We start from the raw sequence: 19,446 nt of genomic DNA, 5'->3' as shown, positions 1-19,446 counted from the left end.
TGCAAAGAGTAACTCAAAAATAACACACCATGCCGAACTTTTTTAAATCTTTCTTCTCCGGTAAGTCGGAAACTCCGGAAAGTGAAAAACAGAAAAACGATCAGAAAAATTTCGAGATTTTCAAATACGACGGTTTACGTGCGCAACGCATGGGACGTCCGGATTATGCAGTAAAATGTTTTATCGAAGCTCTTGCCATCAAGGAAGAGTTTGAAACAATGGGCTATCTTAGCCAACTCTACATCCAGATGGGGGAAACGGCAAAGGCCCGCGAGCTATTGGAAAAGATGGCTGCTATGGAACCTGACGTCACAAGCACTTTCCTGACACTGGCCAATGTATGCTTCATCCAGGAAGATTATCAGGCTATGGAAGAAGCTGCCAATAAAGCGATTGCCATCGAAGAAGGAAATGCCGTGGCTCATTATCTATTAGGGAAAGCCCGTAAGGGACAGGATGACGACCTGATGACTATTGCCCATCTCACCAAAGCAATCACTTTGAAAGATGATTTCATTGAAGCTCGCCTATTACGCGCGGAAGCATTGATGAACCTGAAACAGTATAAAGATATGATGGAAGATATAGATGCTGTGCTCGCCCAGAATCCGGAAGAAGAGACAGCCATGCTCCTGCGCGGAAAAGTGAAAGAAGCAGACGGCAAGGACGAAGAGGCAGAAGAAGATTACAAACTGGTGACGGAAATAAACCCGTTCAACGAACAGGCATACCTTTATTTAGGGCAACTTTATATCAACCAGAAAAAACTGACGGAAGCCATCGGCCTGTTTGATGAAGCCATCGAGCTGAATCCGAACTTTGCGGAAGCCTACAAAGAACGCGGACGTGCTAAATTACTGAATGGTGATAAGGACGGTTCGGTAGAGGACATGAAGAAATCTCTGGAATTGAATCCGAAAGAGGAAGCTGGTCTGAACGGAGAATTCAAGAACCTGGGACCAAAGCCTGAAGCACTTCCCGGCATCTTTTAAGTATCCTTTTCATCTATTTTAGGCAAGAAAACAAAAAAAGTATCGTTTTTTGTTTGCATCTAACAGAAAATTATTACTTTTGCCCCAGAATTAAAAACCAAAGCAAAAAAGATAGATTCTAATGAAATCATTTACTTATGCATATTACTTCTTTTTTTACTTTTACTTTAGCAACAAAGTAGAGCGGGAGTTTGTATGTATCAAGTGACAGTGATGCTTAAGGACTGAATAGAGAAATCAATCATATGAATCCCGCTCCAATATGGACGCGGGATTTTTTTATATAATATATTTAGAACAATGAAAAAGATAGCAATTCAAGGAACACTCGGCTCATATCATGATATCGCCGCACACAAGTACTTCGAGGGAGAAGAAATAGAGTTAATCTGTTGTGCCAACTTCGAAGATGTGTTTACTTCGATACGGAAAGACAGCCAGGTTATCGGAATGCTAGCCATCGAGAATACGATTGCGGGAAGTTTGTTGCACAACAATGAATTGTTGAGACAAAGCGGCACACAGATTATCGGTGAATACAAACTGCGCATCTCGCACAGTTTTGTCTGTCTCCCCGATGAGAACTGGGAAGATCTGACAGAAGTCAACTCCCACCCTATCGCCCTGATGCAGTGTCGCGAATTTCTGAATCAACATCCGCAGTTGAAAGTGGTGGAAGGTGAAGATACGGCCCGCAGCGCAGAAATCATCAAGAATGAAAATCTGAAAGGACACGCTGCCATCTGCTCCAAAGCAGCAGCTGAACGTTACGGTATGAAAGTCCTTCAGGAAGGTATTGAAACAAACAAGCACAACTTCACCCGTTTTCTGGTTGTTGCCGATCCCTGGCAAGTAGACGAACTCCGTCAACATCATGCCAATGCAACCAACAAGGCAAGTATCGTATTCACTCTTCCACATACGGAAGGCAGCCTGTCACAGGTTTTATCCATTCTATCGTTCTATAATATCAATCTGACAAAAATTCAATCGTTGCCTATCATCGGACGGGAATGGGAATACCAGTTTTACGTAGATGTAGCTTTCAACGATTATCTAAGATACAAGCAGTCTATTGCTGCAATCACTCCATTAACCAAAGAACTTAAATTATTAGGCGAATATGCAGAAGGAAAGTCAAACGTATAAAATCGCTCCTGCCGACAGATTGGCAAGTGTTAGCGAATACTACTTCTCAAAGAAGCTAAAAGAGGTAGCACAGATGAATGCAGAGGGAAAGGATGTTATCAGCCTCGGTATCGGAAGCCCCGATATGCCTCCCTCAAGGGAAACCATCGAAACATTGTGCAACAATGCTCATGATCCCAACGGACACGGTTACCAACCGTATGTAGGTATCCCTGAACTGCGCAAAGGCTTCGCTGCCTGGTATCAACGCTGGTATGGAGTGGAACTGAATCCGAATACGGAGATACAGCCTTTAATCGGCTCTAAAGAAGGAATTCTCCATGTTACGCTGGCATTCGTCAATCCGGGTGAGCAGGTGCTAGTCCCGAATCCGGGATACCCTACCTATACTTCTTTGAGTAAAATACTCGGAGCGGAAGTTATCAACTACGACCTGAAAGAAGAAGATGGCTGGATGCCTGACTTCGAGGCACTGGAAAAAATGGATCTTAGTCGCGTAAAACTGATGTGGACCAACTATCCCAACATGCCGACGGGAGCCAATGCAACTCCGGAAATCTATGAACGTCTCGTTGACTTTGCCCGTCGCAAGAATATCGTAATTGTGAATGATAATCCATACAGCTTCATTCTGAACGAAAAACCTATCAGTATCCTAAGTGTACCGGGAGCCAAAGACTGTTGCATCGAGTTTAATTCTATGAGCAAGAGCCACAATATGCCGGGCTGGCGTATCGGCATGCTGGCGTCAAACGCGGAATTCGTGCAATGGATACTGAAAGTGAAAAGCAATATCGACAGCGGTATGTTCCGTGCTATGCAACTGGCTGCAGCAACTGCTCTTGAAGCCGAAGCGGACTGGTATGAAGGCAATAACGAGAATTACCGCAACCGTCGTCACCTTGCCGGTGAGATCATGAAAGCATTGGGATGCACCTACGATGAGAAACAAGTAGGCATGTTCCTCTGGGGAAAGATTCCTGCTTCCTGCAAGGATGTAGAGGAACTGACAGAAAAGGTGCTGCATGAAGCAAGAGTGTTTATCACTCCGGGATTTATCTTCGGCAGTAACGGAGCAAGGTATATTCGTATCTCACTTTGTTGCAAGGACAATAAGCTGGCGGAAGCTCTGGAAAGAATTAAAAGAATCTAACCTCTCCCAAAGAGAGAACGACAGTAGAATGAGACAGAACAATTTCAATGAAAACAAGTTATTAAAAGAATAAAAACAAATAAGAATATGGAACTCGAATCAATTTTATTACCGGGCGTTGAAGCTAAAAGACCGATTGTCATTGCCGGCCCGTGTAGCGCAGAAACGGAAGAACAAGTAATGGATACAGCCAAACAACTGGCTGCTAAAGGACAAAAAATATATCGTGCCGGAATCTGGAAGCCGCGTACCAAACCGGGAGGTTTCGAAGGTATCGGTGTAGAAGGTCTTGCCTGGTTGAAAGAGGTGAAGAAAGAAACTGGAATGTATGTTTCTACGGAGGTAGCAACAGCCAAACACGTTTACGAATGTCTGAAAGCGGGAATCGATATTCTTTGGGTAGGTGCACGCACCACTGCCAATCCTTTCGCCGTACAGGAAATCGCTGACGCACTGAAAGGGGTTGATATCCCTGTATTGGTTAAGAACCCGGTGAACCCGGATCTCGAATTATGGATCGGAGCACTGGAACGTATCAACAACGCTGGTTTGAAGCGTCTGGGTGCTATCCACCGAGGTTTCAGCAGTTATGACAAAAAGATCTATCGGAATCTTCCCCAATGGCATATTCCTATCGAACTGCGCCGCCGCATCCCTAATCTTCCGATTTTCTGTGATCCGAGCCATATCGGTGGAAAACGTGAGTTGGTTGCACCGCTTTGCCAACAGGCTATGGACTTGAATTTCGACGGTCTGATTGTAGAAAGCCACTGCAACCCGGATTGCGCATGGAGCGATGCTTCTCAACAAGTTACTCCGGACGTACTCGACTATATCCTCAATCTGTTGGTAATCCGTACGGAAACACAGTCTACCGAAAGTCTGGCACAACTCCGTAAACAGATTGATGAATGTGACGACAATATCATTCAGGAATTAGCAAAAAGAATGCGTGTGGCCCGTGAAATCGGTACTTACAAAAAGGAGCACGGAATCACAGTTCTTCAAGCCGGACGTTACAATGAGATTCTGGAAAAACGTGGCGCGCAGGGCGAACAATGCGGTATGGACAGCGAGTTTATGAAGAAGATTTTCGAAGCCATCCACGAAGAATCAGTTCGTCAACAGATGGAAATTATTAATAAGTAGTTAGAGTGAAGGTGTGTCATAATGAATAATAAAACGCAGATTAACGCAAATTATCGCAGAAATAATTTTATAAGTCGTTGATTAATATATCAATATAGTTGAAATAATCTGCGATAATTTGTGTTTTGACACACTCTCACTAAATAATAAACATTATGAGAATATTAATCCTTGGAGCCGGTAAAATGGGCTCCTTCTTTACTGATATTTTGAGCTTTCAACACGAGACGGCCGTGTTCGACGTCAACCCGCACCAGTTGCGTTTCGTCTATAACACGTATCGTTTCACTACATTGGAGGAGATTAAGGAATTTGAACCGGAACTGGTTATTAATGCTGTTACAGTGAAGTACACGTTGGATGCCTTTCGCAAAATACTGCCTGTATTACCGAAAGACTGTATCATTAGTGACATTGCCTCTGTAAAAACAGGATTGAAGAAGTTCTACGAAGAAAGTGGTTTCCGCTACGTTTCCAGTCACCCTATGTTTGGCCCGACTTTCGCAAGTCTTAGCAATCTAAGCAGCGAAAATGCCATCATCATCAGTGAAGGCGACCACCTGGGAAAAATATTCTTCAAAGACCTCTACCAGACATTACGGTTGAACATCTTCGAATATACATTTGATGAGCACGACGAAACAGTAGCCTACTCGCTTTCTATTCCGTTCGTATCGACGTTCGTATTTGCTGCCGTAATGAAACATCAGGAAGCCCCGGGAACTACGTTCAAAAAGCACATGGCAATCGCCAAAGGGCTGCTAAGCGAAGATGATTACCTGCTTCAGGAAATACTGTTCAACCCACGCACTCCGGGACAAGTGACTAATATCCGGACAGAGTTGAAAAACCTTCTCGAAATAATCGAAAACAAGGATGCGGAAGGTATGAAAAAGTATCTGACGAAGATCCGGGAAAAGATTAAATAATCAATACCGGTGCCAAGATTTAACGATCCCCTGCAAAAAAGTTCTTTGCAGGGGATTTTTTTATGTGTACCTTTGTATCCGCAAAAACGGATTCACAGGAGAAAGAATGATAGATCAAATTACCATAGACCGGATATTGGACGCGGCACAAATTATGGATGTCGTTTCGGATTTTGTCACCCTGCGCAAACGTGGTGTCAATTATGTCGGTTTATGTCCGTTCCACAGTGATAAAACCCCTTCTTTTTATGTCTCTCCCGCTAAAGGATTATGCAAATGTTTTGCTTGTGGAAAAGGTGGAAATGCCGTGCATTTCATTATGGAACACGAGCAGATGTCTTATCCGGAAGCATTGAAGTACCTTGCCAAGAAATATAATATTGAAATCAAGGAGCGGGAATTAAGCGATGAAGAGAAGTTTGTGCAAAGCGAACGCGAAAGTCTGTTTATCGTTAATAACTTTGCACGCGACTATTTCCAGAATATACTAAAAAATCATGTAGACGGGCGTAGCATCGGTATGGCCTATTTCCGCAACCGTGGCTTTCGCGACGACATCATTGAGAAATTCCAATTAGGTTACTGCACTGAAGCCCACGATGCATTCGCCAAAGAAGCAATCCAAAAAGGATATAAGAAAGAGTACTTGGTAAAAACAGGACTTTGCTACGAAACGGACGACCACCGGTTACGGGATCGTTTTTGGGGACGTGTTATTTTCCCTGTACATACGCTTTCCGGCAAAGTGGTGGCTTTTGGCGGACGTGTACTTGCCAGTGCTACGAAAGGGGTCAAAGTCAAATATGTCAATTCGCCCGAATCGGAAATCTACCACAAAAGTAACGAGTTATACGGTATATATTTTGCCAAACAGGCTATTGTAAAACAAGACCGTTGCTTTTTGGTTGAAGGCTACACGGACGTAATCTCCATGCATCAATCCGGCATAGAGAATGTGGTTGCTTCCTCGGGAACAGCCCTTACACCGGGACAAATCCGTATGATTCACCGGTTTACCAACAACATGACTGTGCTTTACGACGGCGACGCAGCAGGTATCAAGGCTTCTATCCGGGGAATTGACATGTTATTGGAGGAAGGTATGAATATCAAAGTCTGTCTTCTTCCCGATGGGGACGACCCAGACTCTTTTGCCCGCAAGCACAACTCAACGGAATTTCAGACTTTTATCTCGGAACATGAAACGGACTTTATCCGCTTCAAAACGAACTTGCTACTGGAGGATGCAGGAAAAGATCCCATCAAGCGTGCGGAACTGATTGGTAATCTGGTGCAAAGTATTTCTGTCATCCCTGAAGCAATTGTCAGAGACGTCTATATCAAAGAATGCGCGCAGCTACTTCATGTAGAAGATAAGCTGCTAGTATCAGAAGTTGCCAAAAGACGGGAAACTCAAGCAGAGAAGCGAGCTGAACAAACGGAACGGGAACGCCGGATGGCTGAAAGAACGGCTATGATGTCACAGGGCAGCACACCTCCTGAAGATGTTCCAATACCTAATGGAGATATTCCGTTACCTCCTGAAGTGGATGGTGGATATACAGATGTTCCTCCTGCTCTGCAGGAAGACAGTTATGCTTCCTTTATTCCGCAGGAAGGAAAGGAAGGGCAGGAATTCTACAAATTCGAGCGACTGATATTACAGGCGGTAGTTCGTTATGGAGAGAAAATCATGTGTAACCTGACCGATGAAGAAGGAAACGAAATTCCGGTAACCGTCATAGAATATGTGGTTAATGATTTGAAAGAGGACGAGTTAGCCTTCCATAATCCGCTGCACCGCCAAATGTTATCGGAAGCTGCTGCACACATGCACGATTCCAACTTCATTGCCGAACGTTATTTCCTGGCACATCCTGATCCGGTAATCAGTAAATTGAGTGTAGACTTGATTAATGTGCGTTATCAGCTTAGTAAGTATCACTCCAAGTCCCAAAAGATTGTGACGGATGAAGAGCGGCTCTATGAAATGGTTCCGATGTTAATGATTAACTTCAAGTATGCAATCGTAACAGAGGAATTGAAGCACATGCTTTATGCCCTCCAAGATCCTGCTCTTGCCCATGATAATGAGAAATGCGACTCACTTATGCAACGCTATAATGAGTTGAGAACCGTACAAAGCATCATGGCAAAGCGGTTGGGAGATCGCGTCGTTTTACGATAAACTTATTTGTTTAGTGAGCAGAAAATAGATTATACTCTTCCGTGTTGAATCAGATTCATAAACTCTTCACGAGTCTTTGCCTGATTGAAAGCTCCGGTAAAGTCAGAAGTAGTAGTAATAGAGTTTTGTTTTTCTACACCACGCATCTGCATACACATGTGTTTGGCTTCCACCACCACCATTACTCCCAGTGGATTCAGCGTTTCCTGAATGCACTCTTTGATTTGCAGTGTCATGCGTTCCTGCACTTGCAGACGATGAGAGAATATATCGACTACACGGGCAATCTTACTCAACCCTGTGATATAGCCATTAGGAATATAAGCCACGTGCGCCTTTCCGTAGAACGGCAACATGTGATGTTCACAAAGAGAGAAGAAATCGATATCTTTCACAATCACCATCTGGCTATATTCTTCCTGGAATTTAGCGGAGCGAAGCACTTCGTGAGGGTCCATGTGATACCCTTTCGTCAAGCTTAACATCGCCTTAGCCACCCGTTCCGGAGTTTTCAATAACCCTTCCCTTTCGGCATCTTCACCCAACAAAGTTATAATACTACGATAATGACTCTTTAACTCCTCCAGATTCGGAGAAACAATTTCTTCTTTTTCTAACATGATACAATTATAAAGGAATATTGATCTGGTCTCTTACAATAGAAACCTCTTTAAACACACCGGTAGCTTTCAACCGACGCATCATTGCGTCCGCTTCTTCAATGCTACGGAAATCACCTACACGACAAAGCCAACGAGGCGGATTGAACGAAGTATATACCGTCAATTCAGGAAAATACTCTTTCACACGCGATGCTACATGATAAGCATCATTCTTCGCCTGACGAGTATTGTTACCGGCATACGCCTGGATTCTGAATCCGGAAGTCTTTATTACTTTCTGTTCACCTGTTGCAGGACGTTCCATACCTATCAGAGCCTCGATGCGGGGATCTTGATGGATAGTCACCTTTCCTTGCCCCGGAATGTTACGTTCCAGACTCTTGATAATACTTTGCGCTTGCGCAAAAGTAGCTGTCAAAACAAACAATAGGGTAAGTAAAACTTTCATTATTAAACAGTTGATTGTTGATAAATGATAAATGACAGTTAGAGAATGACAGTCGGAAAATGATAGTTGAAAAGATAAACGATAGTCGATAGCAGGCTATAGTACATAGCAACTATCAACTATCATTTATCAACTATCATTTATCAACTATCATTTATCAACCATCATTTAATTGAAGGCATCAATGATACCTTTGAAATCAGATACTTTCAAAGCAGCACCACCAATCAAACCACCATCAACGTCCGGGTTAGCGAACAGTTCTTTAGCGTTAGAAGGTTTGCAACTACCACCGTAAAGGATAGAAGTATTGTCTGCGATTTCTTTACCATACTTGTTAGCTACGATAGAACGGATGAAAGCATGGATTTCCTGTGCTTGTTCAGGAGAAGCAGTTTTACCTGTACCGATAGCCCAAACCGGTTCGTAAGCCAATACAATCTTAGAGAAGTCTTCAGCAGACAGAGAGAATACAGATTCCATCTGTGCAGCTACCACTTCGTTCTGCTTGTTAGCTTCGCGTTCTTCCAACACTTCACCGATACAGAAAATCGGAGTCAGACCGTTAGCCAAAGCCAATTTTACTTTTTCTTCCAGGATAGCAACTGTTTCACCGTAGTATGCACGACGTTCAGAGTGTCCCAGAATTACATATTTTGCACCTGTAGAAGCAACCATTTCAGCTGAAACTTCACCTGTATATGCACCTGAAGCTTTGTCTGCACAGTTTTCAGCACCTACACCGATCTTTGCAGCGTCTACCAACGGAGTAACAGAAGCCAGGTGGATAAACGGAGTACAGATGATTACATCACAGTTAGGCTTTTCGTTAGCCAATGCTTCGTTCAATTCTTTAGCCAAAGCGATACCCTCTTGAAGGGTTTTGTTCATTTTCCAGTTTCCTGCAACAATGTTCTTTCTCATTTTGTTTTTTATTTTAAAGGGTTAATAAATTTACGATTTCACGATTGACGATTGAACGATCGGGATTAGCGTCCGTTACAGAGGCCACTCGTTATCATTTATTTTTTTATTCTTGTTCTTCTATTTTCGAATTCTCCGCTTTTAATTCTTTGTTTTTCATCTCTTCCTCTTGTTGCTTCCGCTTCGCGTTTTTCCGTTCTCTGCGGCGAACGACCAAAACATCCACCCCAAGCACTAGCAACAACGGAATAACAAACCATAAGAATACATATCCCACCGTATGAGTGTCACTGCTCACTTTCTGTTTTCCTAACGGCAGATTTTCCAGCTTGTCCGTCAGCACATATTCATCCGGTATATCCTCATCGCTCCATTTATTCAAGATTGTTCCGTTCTTAATCAGTATCAATCCCGGATTGGAACGAACCATTGTCTTTAATGTAATATCATCCATCTGACAGAAAGGATATTCGGCTCCCGTCTTGTCCTTCCACAATTCGATCTGTTCTTCCGGTGAAGAAGTGAGGCAGTAAAATTTATAGCCATGCTCCACCGAATAGTCATATATCTCATTAATCAAATCAATGTTACTATCATCCGCCTCTTCAATCCGATGGGCAACCAACAGGAAGGTGTATCCTATATCCGTCAATACATCGTCTGTTATATCTTCACCCGTATTCAGATCAATCATAGAGAAATCGTGAATAGCCGGTTCATATCCTTTTTCCTTCAGAATTGTCCGTGTGTCGATAAATGTCCAGGTACTATCCGGATAGTTATCCAACGTAAATTCTTTCTTCTCTCCGTTCTTTTCCAAGATAAAGATGCTTTCATATACACTCGGTTTCGCTCCTTCGGGCATTGTCATCCCTTCCAGAATATTCTTTCCGATCTTGTAAGGACGAAAGTCTAAAACTGGCAGACGGTCCAGACAATAGAACGACAAAGTAAATACAAAGAACAGCGTATAGAGAGAAACCAGCCATTCCATCTTCACACTGATAAAACGGATCAGCATCCTCCTGTGGCGGAAAGCCATCATTGCTGCAAACAGCAGAATTATATTCTTGCCGAATGTCTCCCAGTTTGTCAACACCCAGGCATCTCCAAAACAACCACAGTCCGAAACCGGATCAAAGATGGCAAGATACAAGGTCAGTGGTGTCATGAAAATCATCAGCATCAAAGCCAATGAAGTAGCCAACGTTCTCCTGGTAGCAAAGAATAAGGAGATACCGATAAAAAACTCAACGGCTGACAAGATGATGCCTCCCAATAAAGGGAAGAATGAAGGGAACCAGGAAGCTATTCCGAATGCGGTCAGATAATCCTGTATCTTATACTGGAACCCCAGTGGATCAACTGCCTTTACAAATCCGGAAAAGATGAACGATGCCGCCAAAAGAAAGCGACACGTATTCGCCACTACCTCCTGAATGATATGTAAGTTCTTATCCTTCAAATTCTATCTTAATCAGTCCGAAAACAGAGTAATTAATCATATCCATATAATTGGCATCAATTCCCTCTGACACCAATGTGTTGCCGGCCAGGCTCTCAATCTGCTTGGTACGGTAAATCTTCATCAAGATCAAGTCTGTGTAAGAGCTGACACGCATGCTCCGCCAAGCTTCATCATAATCATGGTTTTTGGCAAGCATCAGGTCTAATGCCTCTTTTGCATACTTATCGTATAAAGCCATCGCTTCTTCATTGCTGATGTCGGCAGACTCGGCATAACCCAGTTCCAACTGGATGAGTCCGACAATGCCATAATTGACAATCGCAATAAATTCAGCACGGATTCCCTCGTCAATCAAGGTCACTCCTTTGGTTTCAATACTACGAATCCGATTGGCTTTAATAAAAATCTGGTCAGTCACCGAAGCCGGACGCAGGATACGCCATGCAGGCCCGTAATCGTGCAGCTTCTTGGAAAATAAGTCACGGCACAAAGCGATGACATGTTCAAATTGTTGCTTGGTATCTTTCATCTTCTTCCAAATAGTGCGCAAAGGTAACAATAATTAAGTAAAAACAGAAAGAGGGCACTCTAAATTATATTAAAGTGCCCTCTCCTAAAGATATTGTATTACTGTTTTATAAGCTATATTTTTTATGAACAACGCAAAACCTGTCCGATACGCAAAGTAGTGGTCGGTTTGATACGATTCAGTTTGCAAAGCGTGCTGACTGATACGCCACGCAATTTAGCAATGCGGGACAATGTATCGCCACTCTTCACCTTATGATAACGGATAGTACCGTCAGCCACTTGGGTATCATGAGAGCCTGCACGTTTCACACCTTTTGTTTTGCGGAACGTATAAGTATCGGCAACGATATCCTGTTTTGGAAAGTCAAACATATAAATCGGATTAATTGCAATTCCCAGGAAGCGGGTTTCGAAATGAAGATGCGAACCTGTAGAACGTCCGGTGTTACCACCCAACCCGATCGGTTCACCAGCTTTTACCAACTGATTTTCTTCAACCAACTGCTTAGACAAGTGTCCATATATAGTTTCCAATCCATTATCGTGACGAATGACTACATATTTACCGTACCCTCTGCGTTCATATTTCACAATACGTACCTTACCATCAAAAGCAGAAACAATCGTATCACCGATATTAACTTTTAAATCAAGGCCATTATGCATTCTTCTCCAACGCGGGCCAAAAGGCGAAGTTATTTTTGTACTCGGAGTCGGCATACGAAAACCCGTCAGGTCAATTGTATATGTTTCCGGAATAATCGCATTTCCATAAGAATGCGCATATTGATTATTCCAATTCGGATAAAGACTTAAAGCGGGATATTCGGATTGTTCGGCACGGATTTGCTTCTGCAATGCCAAAGAATCTACTGATTTTAATTTTTTGTCTATCGGTGCCTGGCGGGCAATCAGGTCTTGTGAGAAAGAGCTCAAGCTGACCATAGCCGCAACAGCGACCAATCCTGTTTTAATAATGCAATTGAAATTCATTCCTTTTTTATCAATTCTATTTAATATTCGTCATTTGCATACAGGTAGTTAAATGTTGCCTGCTTGTAATCGAATATTTCTTCCGGTTTAAAAAATCTCTTTAATTCAATAGCCGCAGTCTCCGGAGAATCAGAAGCATGAACTATATTTTCCTGAAAGCTCATGCTGTAATCCCCACGAATGGTACCCGGGGCAGCCAGACGTCCATTAGTTGGTCCCGCCAACGTACGGACTGTTTGAATAGCATCCACACCTTCGAAACAACAAACAATGACAGGAGCTGTCATCATCGAATCTTTCACACGCTGAAAGAAGGATTTGCCGCTAAGGTGGGCATAATGTTCGCTCAACAATTCATCAGTCAGTTGCATCATCTTCATGCCAGCCAACCGTAATCCTTTACGCTCAAAGCGATGAGTAATCTCACCAACCAATCCCCGTTGAAGGGTACACGGTTTTAAAATGACCAGCGTTTTTTCAAGCATAATACTCGACTTTGCAAATGGTTAAACAATACATTTACTAAAAAAATTCTTCCAAAGATAGTGTTTTCCTACGAAATGGCAAGGAAGTTATTAACTATTTTTCAGATGCTTAGAACGAAAAGGAAGAGGAATCAGGTCGTTAAACTCCTATAAATAGGGAGAATAGAGCCGAAATATGTTTTGCAACACATTTACGCAAATAAACTGCATGTTTAACCGTTTTTCAGCTTATGGCAGCCCAGTTAACATTCGTTTTCCGTAAGGCTTTAAGCTGTCGCCATAAGATTTCGTTCTCCGGACTTTGTGCTGCAGGGTCTTGTTCTACAATACTTTCAGCTATAGCACGAACGTATTGCAACAGTTGACCGTCGCGGACAATATCCGCGATCTTCAAATCGAAAGCGATACCGCTTTGCTGTGTACCTTCAAGATCACCGGGACCACGCAGTTTCAAATCGGCCTCCGCTATTTCAAAACCATCATTAGTGCGCACCATGATTTCCAATCGTTTCCGGGTATCCTCCGTCAACTTGTAATTCGTCACCAGGATACAATAAGACTGTTCTGCTCCACGCCCTACCCGACCGCGCAACTGATGTAACTGTGATAACCCGAAACGTTCTGCATTTTCAATAATCATAACCGAAGCATTCGGAACGTTCACTCCCACCTCAATGACAGTAGTAGCCACCATAATCTGCGCTTTACCCGAAACAAAAAGCTGCATTTGCTCATCCTTCTCGGCTGGTTTCATTTTACCATGCACTTTACAAACCGTGCATTTCGGAAACTCTTCCAAAATATGTTGGTACCCTTCTTCAAGATTCTTTAAATCAATCTTTTCGCTCTCTTTAATCAACGGATAGACAATATAAACCTGGCGTCCTTCGTCGATCTGCTTACGCACCGAACGATACATGCTTTCCCGGCGATTGTCGAATTGATGGATGGTAGTAATCGGTTTTCTTCCGGGCGGAAGTTCATCGATAACAGACACGTCCAAGTCACCGTACAAAGTCATCGCCAACGTACGGGGAATGGGAGTGGCAGTCATTACAAGCACATGCGGAGGTTGAACATTCTTACTCCAAAGACGGGCACGTTGAGCCACGCCAAAACGATGTTGTTCGTCAATCACAACGAAGCCTAAAGAAGAGAAATTGACAGTATCTTCAATAACAGCATGTGTTCCTATTAATATCTGCACATCTCCTGTCAGCAATCCGGACAGAATTGCTTCTCTCCTTTTTCCTTTAATAGAACCTGTCAGTAGCTCAACACGAATATCCATGCCAAAAAGCAGTTCCTTAATGGTTTCGTAGTGCTGGTTTGCCAGGATTTCGGTAGGTGCCATCATACAAGCCTGATAGCCATTATCCAATGCCAGCAACATACTCATCAAGGCAACCAGTGTTTTTCCACTTCCTACATCTCCCTGCAAAAGGCGATTCATCTGTCTGCCACTGCCGACATCGTTCCGTATCTCTTTCAACACCCGTTTCTGCGCACCCGTCAGTTGGAAAGGAAGATTCTTTGTATAAAATGTATTGAACACATCTCCCACTTTTTCAAAGATGTATCCACGATACCTTTTCTGCCTGTCTTTGGCATATCGGAGAATGTTTAACTGAACATAAAACAGTTCTTCAAATTTAAGACGGTATTGTGCCCGACGGAGGACGTCAGGATTGGTTGGGAAGTGGATATTCCGGAGCGCTTCCGTCAAAGGCATCAAATGATGCTCCGTCAGTAACTTGGGAGAAAGTGTTTCAGGTAGAGGCTCCTGTATCTGCTGAATCACCGTTGCCATCATCTTCTCAATCGCGTGAGAGTTGAGGAAACTGCGTTTCATCTTCTCCGTCGTACTATAATAAGGCTGCAGCCCCACCGAGGAAAGTTTCAAATCATCCGGTTTGTCTACATCAGGATGCGCCACATTGATACGTCCGTTGAAAACAGTAGGTTTGCCGAAAATAATATATTCCTCGTGAAGTTTATACTTTCCCAAGATATACTTTATACCTTGAAACCACACCAAATCCACGACTCCTGTACCATCCGAAAAATGCGCTGTCAAACGGCGCTGCCGTCCTTCACCAATGGTCTCGAAACCGAGGATTTCTCCTTTCAACTGGATATACGGCATATTGCCATCTATTTCATGAATGTAATAGATGCGGCTCCGGTCAATATATTTATAAGGGAAATAATAAATTAAATCGTGCAAGGAATAGATTTCCAACTCCTTATTTAATACAGCGGCTTTTTGAGGGCCTACACCGGAGATAAATTTTATGTCGCGTGTGGCTAAATCGAACATTTATAAAAGAGCACTCCCTACTTTTAAATCGAAAGGTGTTGTTATTTTTATATTTTCACGGTTGCCTTCTGCCAGATAAACGGGCATTCCCATCGCTTCCACAACGGAAGCATCATCTGTAAAGAAGGGGGTAAATTCCTGGGCATAGGCTTGTTTCAGCAACTCTACATCAAACACTTGCGGCGTTTGCACCAGTTTGTAATCAATCCGGCTGACTGTTTCACTTCCTGCATCTGTCAAATGGCGAAGCGTCTCTACTACATCCACCACAGGAATCACTGCTTTTTGCACCTCTGCCAACTCATAACAACGGCGAATCACTTCTACTGACACAAACGGGCGTACTCCATCATGCACTCCCACCAATCCCGGCTCTTGCACCAGTGCCAGCCCGTTCTTTACGGAATGGAAACGTGTTTCACCTCCTTCTGCAAGGACATGTTTCACCGTAAAATGATGTTCATCGCAAAGTTGCTTCCAGAAACTTTGTTGCTCCTGCGGAAGCACCAATATGATTTGAAGTGCCTCGTCATATCTCCTGAAGACTTCCAGGGTATGCATCAACACAGGTTTATCACCCATGGGAAGGAATTGTTTGGGAAGATCACTTCCCATTCGCAAGCCCTTTCCACCGGCGACAATGATTACATATTTCTTCATGGACGGTTTAGCGTTTAACGCACATCGCTTCTACCAGTTCGTCTACTTTTTCCTTACCTACCAACAGGTCAACGATTGTCAAGGCAAATTCCATAGCAGCACCCGGTCCCATACCCGTAATGATGTTTCCATCACGTACGACATGTGCATTTACACATTCGGCACCATCCAGATATTGTTCGAAACTCGGATAACAGGTAGCCTTCTTTCCTTTCAGCAGTCCCAGTTTACCCAACACCATCGGAGCAGCACAAATGGCAGCAATAGGTTTACCTTTTGCAGCAAAATCAAGGATCAATTTGCGCAATCCTTCGTGCTTGTCAAGTGTAGCAGCTCCCGGCATTCCTCCCGGCAACAACAAAAGTTCAGCATCAAAGAAATCACAATTCTCGAAATTGATATCGCAAAGAACGGATACATCATGTGCTCCTACTACAATTTCATCCGGTGTAACGGATACGATTTCTACATTCAGTCCGGCACGTCTCAACGTGTCAATAGCAGTAAAGGCTTCAATTTCTTCAAAACCATCTGCAAAAAAAGCGTATACAGTTCCCATAATGCTTAATATATTTGGTTAATGATACTATCTCAAGTTAAAATAATAGGTGATTGTCCCTGTCTGGTTATTCACTCCATCGATCGTATTAAAACGGGCTTTCTTAGCTGCATCCTCCGCTGCCTTACGTAAAGCAGAATTTACAGTGTTCGTTTGAGGACTAATGCTGGTCGATATCACTTGCCCTGCAGGATTCACGGTGATATTCACCACTACACGTCCTTCTTCCTGCACATTATATACAGGCTTCGGCAAACTGCCCGTACCTAAAGAACGTCCGCCAAGGTCAAATGTTCCATAACCTCCGGTTCCGGTCTTCGCTCCGGTAGAAGAGTTACCCTCCTTGCTACCTTCGGTTCCCGTGCCACTAGCCGCTGTTCCTTTATTTCCTGTCATTTGCGCTCCTTTTCCAAACGCACCGGACACCCTCTTTCTGGCAGCTTCTTCGGCAGCCTTACGTTCACGTTCCGCTTTTTCTTCTGCCAGTCGTTTCGCTTCTGCAGCTTTTTCCGCTTCCGTTTTTTCCGGCTTCTTCACCGGTTCTTTCGGCTTGACCACCTCTTTAGGTTTCACCGTCTCTTTTTTCGGTTCTTCCGTCTTAGGCTTCAAAGTGACCGTTTCCTCTTCAGTCTGTGTCAGTAAATCCTGTTCAGAAGGGAGTTGCGGTTCTGTTTCCGCAGGCGGTGCTGCCGCATCTTCATCCATAATATCCACATCTACCAGAGAAGGATCATCAAAGCCGCTCGCTGTATCCACATTCCCCAACATCACAGGCACTCCGCCTGCATCTTCATCCGGTTGGGGGACAGTAAAGCTCACCAGAATCAAAAGAGCAATCACTGCCACATGCACCAACAGTGCACCGAGCGCTCCTATGTATTCACCCTTTTTTCTTCTGTCCATTGTTTCTTATTTATTTTCAGGCGGGCGGGTAGCCAGCACCATCTTAAAATGATTCTCGTTTGCAATGTTCAATACCCTTACAATCTCACGATAAGGTACCGATTCATCTGCATACAATGCCACATACATTTCCGGTTCCTTCTCTGCACAACTCTGCAAAAATGAAGTCAGATCGTTCAGCGCCACCGGCTGCTCTTTTTCATTGCCGAAAGCGGCATAGAAATTCAAGTCCTTATCGATAACCACTCTTGTCAGCGGCTTGGCCGAAGTCTGCTGCTTGCCTTGAGGCAACAATACCTTTATGGCATTGGGCGACACCACCGTAGAGGTTATCATAAAGAATATCAGCAACAGGAAGATGACGTCCGTCATGGAGGCCATGCTGAAATTGGGCGATACTCTATTTCTTCTTTTTAATCCCATCTGCCAATTATTTTGCAGGCTCGTTCAACAGGTCCATGAACTCCATTGTACGAGATTCCATTTTATTTACCACACGGTCTACCAGCATCACCAGATAATTATAGGCAAACATAGCGATGATACCGACAATCAGACCACCGACCGTTGTAATCATAGCTTCATAGATACCTCCCGAAAGCAAAGTGATATCAATGTTTCCACTTCCGGCATTCGCCATTTCGTAGAATGCGCGTACCATACCGGTCACCGTACCGAGAAATCCGAGCATTGGAGCACCTCCGGAAATAGTTGCCATCACAGTCAGTCCTTTTTCCAATTTTGCAACTTCAATGTTACCCACATTCTCAATAGCTACCTGCACATCGTTAATAGGACGTCCCAGACGGCTGATTCCTTTTTCTATCATACGTGCCGAAGGGGTATTCATCGTACGGCAATAGTTAATAGCCGCTTTGATCTCTCCACTATGAATATAGTCTTTAATCCGTTCCATAAACATGGGGTCCTCTTTTCCTGCTTTGCGAATCATGTAGTTACGTTCAAACAGGATATAGAAACAGATAACCGACAGTACGCCCAATACAATCATAATCCATCCACCCTTGACAGCCATATCAAGCATGTTCATTTCCGGAGCGTTTACCTCCGTCAGCACGGGGTTGGCAGTAGCCAGTGAGTCGGCCATATTCATAGCCCCTTGGGCTAACAAGATCATTGCATTCATGAGCGTAAACAGTTTTTATATTCCTGAATGGTACGTTCGAGTCCCAGATACAGTGCATCGCTAATCAACGCATGTCCGATAGACACTTCATCCACCCAAGGAATGTTTTTATAGAAATAATTTAAATTCACCAGACTCAAATCATGACCGGCGTTCAATCCGATACCCAGTTTACGGGCAGTCTTTGCAGCTTCGATAAAAGGAGCGATAGCTGCTTCCGGATTCTTCGGATAGTCCGTCGCATAAGGTTCAGTATACAGTTCGACGCGATCCGCCCCTGCTTTTGCCGCATATTCCACCATTTCAGGATCGGCTGCCACAAAAACGGAAGTACGAATGCCGGCACTGTTAAACTGATCGAGAACTTCCGTCAGGAATTCCTGATTTGCTTTCGTATCCCAACCGGAATTGGAGGTGATCTGTGAAGGATCATCGGGCACTAAAGTAACCTGATGGGGTTTTACTTTCAACACCAAGTCAATAAATTCCGGAGACGGATAACCTTCAATATTAAATTCAGTCCGCAACAGAGGACGCAAGTCATATACATCAGAACGACGAATGTGACGCTCGTCAGGACGGGGATGAACGGTGATACCATCAGCCCCAAAAGATTCACAATCAAGCGCTACCTTTACTACATCGGGCACATTTCCCCCGCGAGCATTTCTTAGTGTAGCAATCTTGTTTATGTTTACACTTAATTTAGTCATAGTTCTACGTTATATTTGCCGCAAAAATACAAATATTATTATTAGTTGCCTAATAATACGAAACGCATTCTCTACTCTTTTTTGGTTATTTAAAGTAGAAATCCAAGAAAAA

Annotated in this window: 20 protein-coding genes; 6 read left to right on the top strand and 14 right to left on the bottom strand. The window is 43.5% G+C overall.

Features of this window, described 5'->3' with window-relative positions; all coding sequences use genetic code 11:
- The first annotated feature begins 29 nt into the window (after positions 1-29).
- From NQ505_RS09850 to dnaG, 6 genes are all read left to right on the top strand, one after another.
- On the top strand, positions 30-992 hold the full coding sequence (locus NQ505_RS09850) for a tetratricopeptide repeat protein (RefSeq protein WP_004297267.1): 963 nt from the start codon (positions 30-32) through the stop codon (positions 990-992).
- A gap of 300 nt (positions 993-1,292) precedes the next feature.
- A complete protein-coding gene (locus tag NQ505_RS09845) occupies positions 1,293-2,141 on the top strand; it encodes a prephenate dehydratase (RefSeq protein WP_004297266.1) in 849 nt (282 codons plus the stop codon).
- Positions 2,116-3,294 (top strand): pyridoxal phosphate-dependent aminotransferase, encoded by a 1,179-nt coding sequence (locus tag NQ505_RS09840; protein ID WP_004324712.1) that lies wholly within the window; start codon positions 2,116-2,118, stop codon positions 3,292-3,294. Before NQ505_RS09845 ends, NQ505_RS09840 begins: the two co-directional genes overlap by 26 nt.
- Before the next feature lie 87 nt (positions 3,295-3,381).
- Positions 3,382-4,443 carry a bifunctional 3-deoxy-7-phosphoheptulonate synthase/chorismate mutase type II gene (locus NQ505_RS09835; RefSeq protein ID WP_004297264.1) on the top strand — a complete coding sequence of 354 codons (1,062 nt, stop codon included), beginning with the start codon at positions 3,382-3,384 and terminating at the stop codon, positions 4,441-4,443.
- 155 nt (positions 4,444-4,598) lie between these two features.
- Complete coding sequence (locus NQ505_RS09830) at positions 4,599-5,372, top strand: prephenate dehydrogenase (protein WP_004297263.1); 774 nt, start codon at positions 4,599-4,601, stop codon at positions 5,370-5,372.
- 106 nt (positions 5,373-5,478) lie between these two features.
- A complete protein-coding gene (dnaG, locus tag NQ505_RS09825) occupies positions 5,479-7,560 on the top strand; it encodes a DNA primase (RefSeq protein ID WP_004305478.1) in 2,082 nt (693 codons plus the stop codon).
- Positions 7,561-7,589: 29 nt separating this feature from the next.
- On the opposite strand, the gene folE is transcribed toward dnaG, so the two are convergent.
- The 14 genes from folE to NQ505_RS09755 form a co-directional block, all read right to left on the bottom strand.
- The gene (gene folE, locus NQ505_RS09820) at positions 7,590-8,180 is read right to left on the bottom strand and encodes a GTP cyclohydrolase I FolE (protein WP_004297261.1); all 591 of its coding nucleotides are present in this window, start codon (positions 8,178-8,180) and stop codon (positions 7,590-7,592) included.
- Between the two features lie 7 nt (positions 8,181-8,187).
- Complete coding sequence (locus NQ505_RS09815) at positions 8,188-8,631, bottom strand: SPOR domain-containing protein (protein WP_004297260.1); 444 nt, start codon at positions 8,629-8,631, stop codon at positions 8,188-8,190.
- Positions 8,632-8,799: 168 nt separating this feature from the next.
- Positions 8,800-9,555 (bottom strand): triose-phosphate isomerase, encoded by a 756-nt coding sequence (gene tpiA, locus NQ505_RS09810; protein WP_004297259.1) that lies wholly within the window; start codon positions 9,553-9,555, stop codon positions 8,800-8,802.
- 106 nt (positions 9,556-9,661) lie between these two features.
- Positions 9,662-11,020, bottom strand: coding sequence for a BT_3928 family protein (locus NQ505_RS09805; RefSeq protein WP_009000285.1), 1,359 nt, complete (start codon positions 11,018-11,020; stop codon positions 9,662-9,664).
- Positions 11,010-11,552 carry a DUF1599 domain-containing protein gene (locus NQ505_RS09800; protein WP_004297257.1) on the bottom strand — a complete coding sequence of 181 codons (543 nt, stop codon included), beginning with the start codon at positions 11,550-11,552 and terminating at the stop codon, positions 11,010-11,012. Before NQ505_RS09800 ends, NQ505_RS09805 begins: the two co-directional genes overlap by 11 nt.
- A 122-nt stretch (positions 11,553-11,674) precedes the next feature.
- Entirely contained in the window at positions 11,675-12,547 is an 873-nt protein-coding gene (locus NQ505_RS09795; RefSeq protein ID WP_004297256.1) for a peptidoglycan DD-metalloendopeptidase family protein, read from the bottom strand.
- A gap of 20 nt (positions 12,548-12,567) precedes the next feature.
- Positions 12,568-13,032: a nucleoside-diphosphate kinase gene (ndk, locus tag NQ505_RS09790; protein ID WP_004305483.1), complete on the bottom strand. Its 465-nt coding sequence runs from the start codon at positions 13,030-13,032 to the stop codon at positions 12,568-12,570.
- Between the two features lie 223 nt (positions 13,033-13,255).
- On the bottom strand, positions 13,256-15,352 hold the full coding sequence (recG, locus tag NQ505_RS09785; RefSeq protein WP_009000284.1) for an ATP-dependent DNA helicase RecG: 2,097 nt from the start codon (positions 15,350-15,352) through the stop codon (positions 13,256-13,258).
- Positions 15,353-16,012, bottom strand: a complete 660-nt coding sequence (locus NQ505_RS09780; RefSeq protein WP_009000283.1) for a 2-C-methyl-D-erythritol 4-phosphate cytidylyltransferase — start codon at positions 16,010-16,012, stop codon at positions 15,353-15,355. It abuts the gene before it with no gap.
- Positions 16,013-16,019: 7 nt separating this feature from the next.
- Positions 16,020-16,571 carry a DJ-1 family glyoxalase III gene (locus NQ505_RS09775; protein WP_004297251.1) on the bottom strand — a complete coding sequence of 184 codons (552 nt, stop codon included), beginning with the start codon at positions 16,569-16,571 and terminating at the stop codon, positions 16,020-16,022.
- A 27-nt stretch (positions 16,572-16,598) separates the two neighbouring features.
- Entirely contained in the window at positions 16,599-17,474 is an 876-nt protein-coding gene (locus NQ505_RS09770; protein WP_009000282.1) for a cell envelope integrity protein TolA, read from the bottom strand.
- A 6-nt stretch (positions 17,475-17,480) separates the two neighbouring features.
- Positions 17,481-17,897, bottom strand: a complete 417-nt coding sequence (locus NQ505_RS09765; RefSeq protein WP_004305499.1) for an ExbD/TolR family protein — start codon at positions 17,895-17,897, stop codon at positions 17,481-17,483.
- A 7-nt stretch (positions 17,898-17,904) separates the two neighbouring features.
- A complete protein-coding gene (locus tag NQ505_RS09760; RefSeq protein WP_004297248.1) occupies positions 17,905-18,621 on the bottom strand; it encodes a MotA/TolQ/ExbB proton channel family protein in 717 nt (238 codons plus the stop codon).
- Positions 18,618-19,334, bottom strand: a complete 717-nt coding sequence (locus NQ505_RS09755) for a pyridoxine 5'-phosphate synthase (protein WP_004297247.1) — start codon at positions 19,332-19,334, stop codon at positions 18,618-18,620. Before NQ505_RS09755 ends, NQ505_RS09760 begins: the two co-directional genes overlap by 4 nt.
- Positions 19,335-19,446: the final 112 nt, after the last annotated feature.

Origin of the sequence: Bacteroides sp. D2, assembly GCF_025147085.1 — a bacterium.
Taxonomy (GTDB): domain Bacteria; phylum Bacteroidota; class Bacteroidia; order Bacteroidales; family Bacteroidaceae; genus Bacteroides.
The sequence above is the reverse complement of the archived record's forward strand: the minus strand, read 5'-3'. Positions and strand labels throughout refer to the sequence as shown.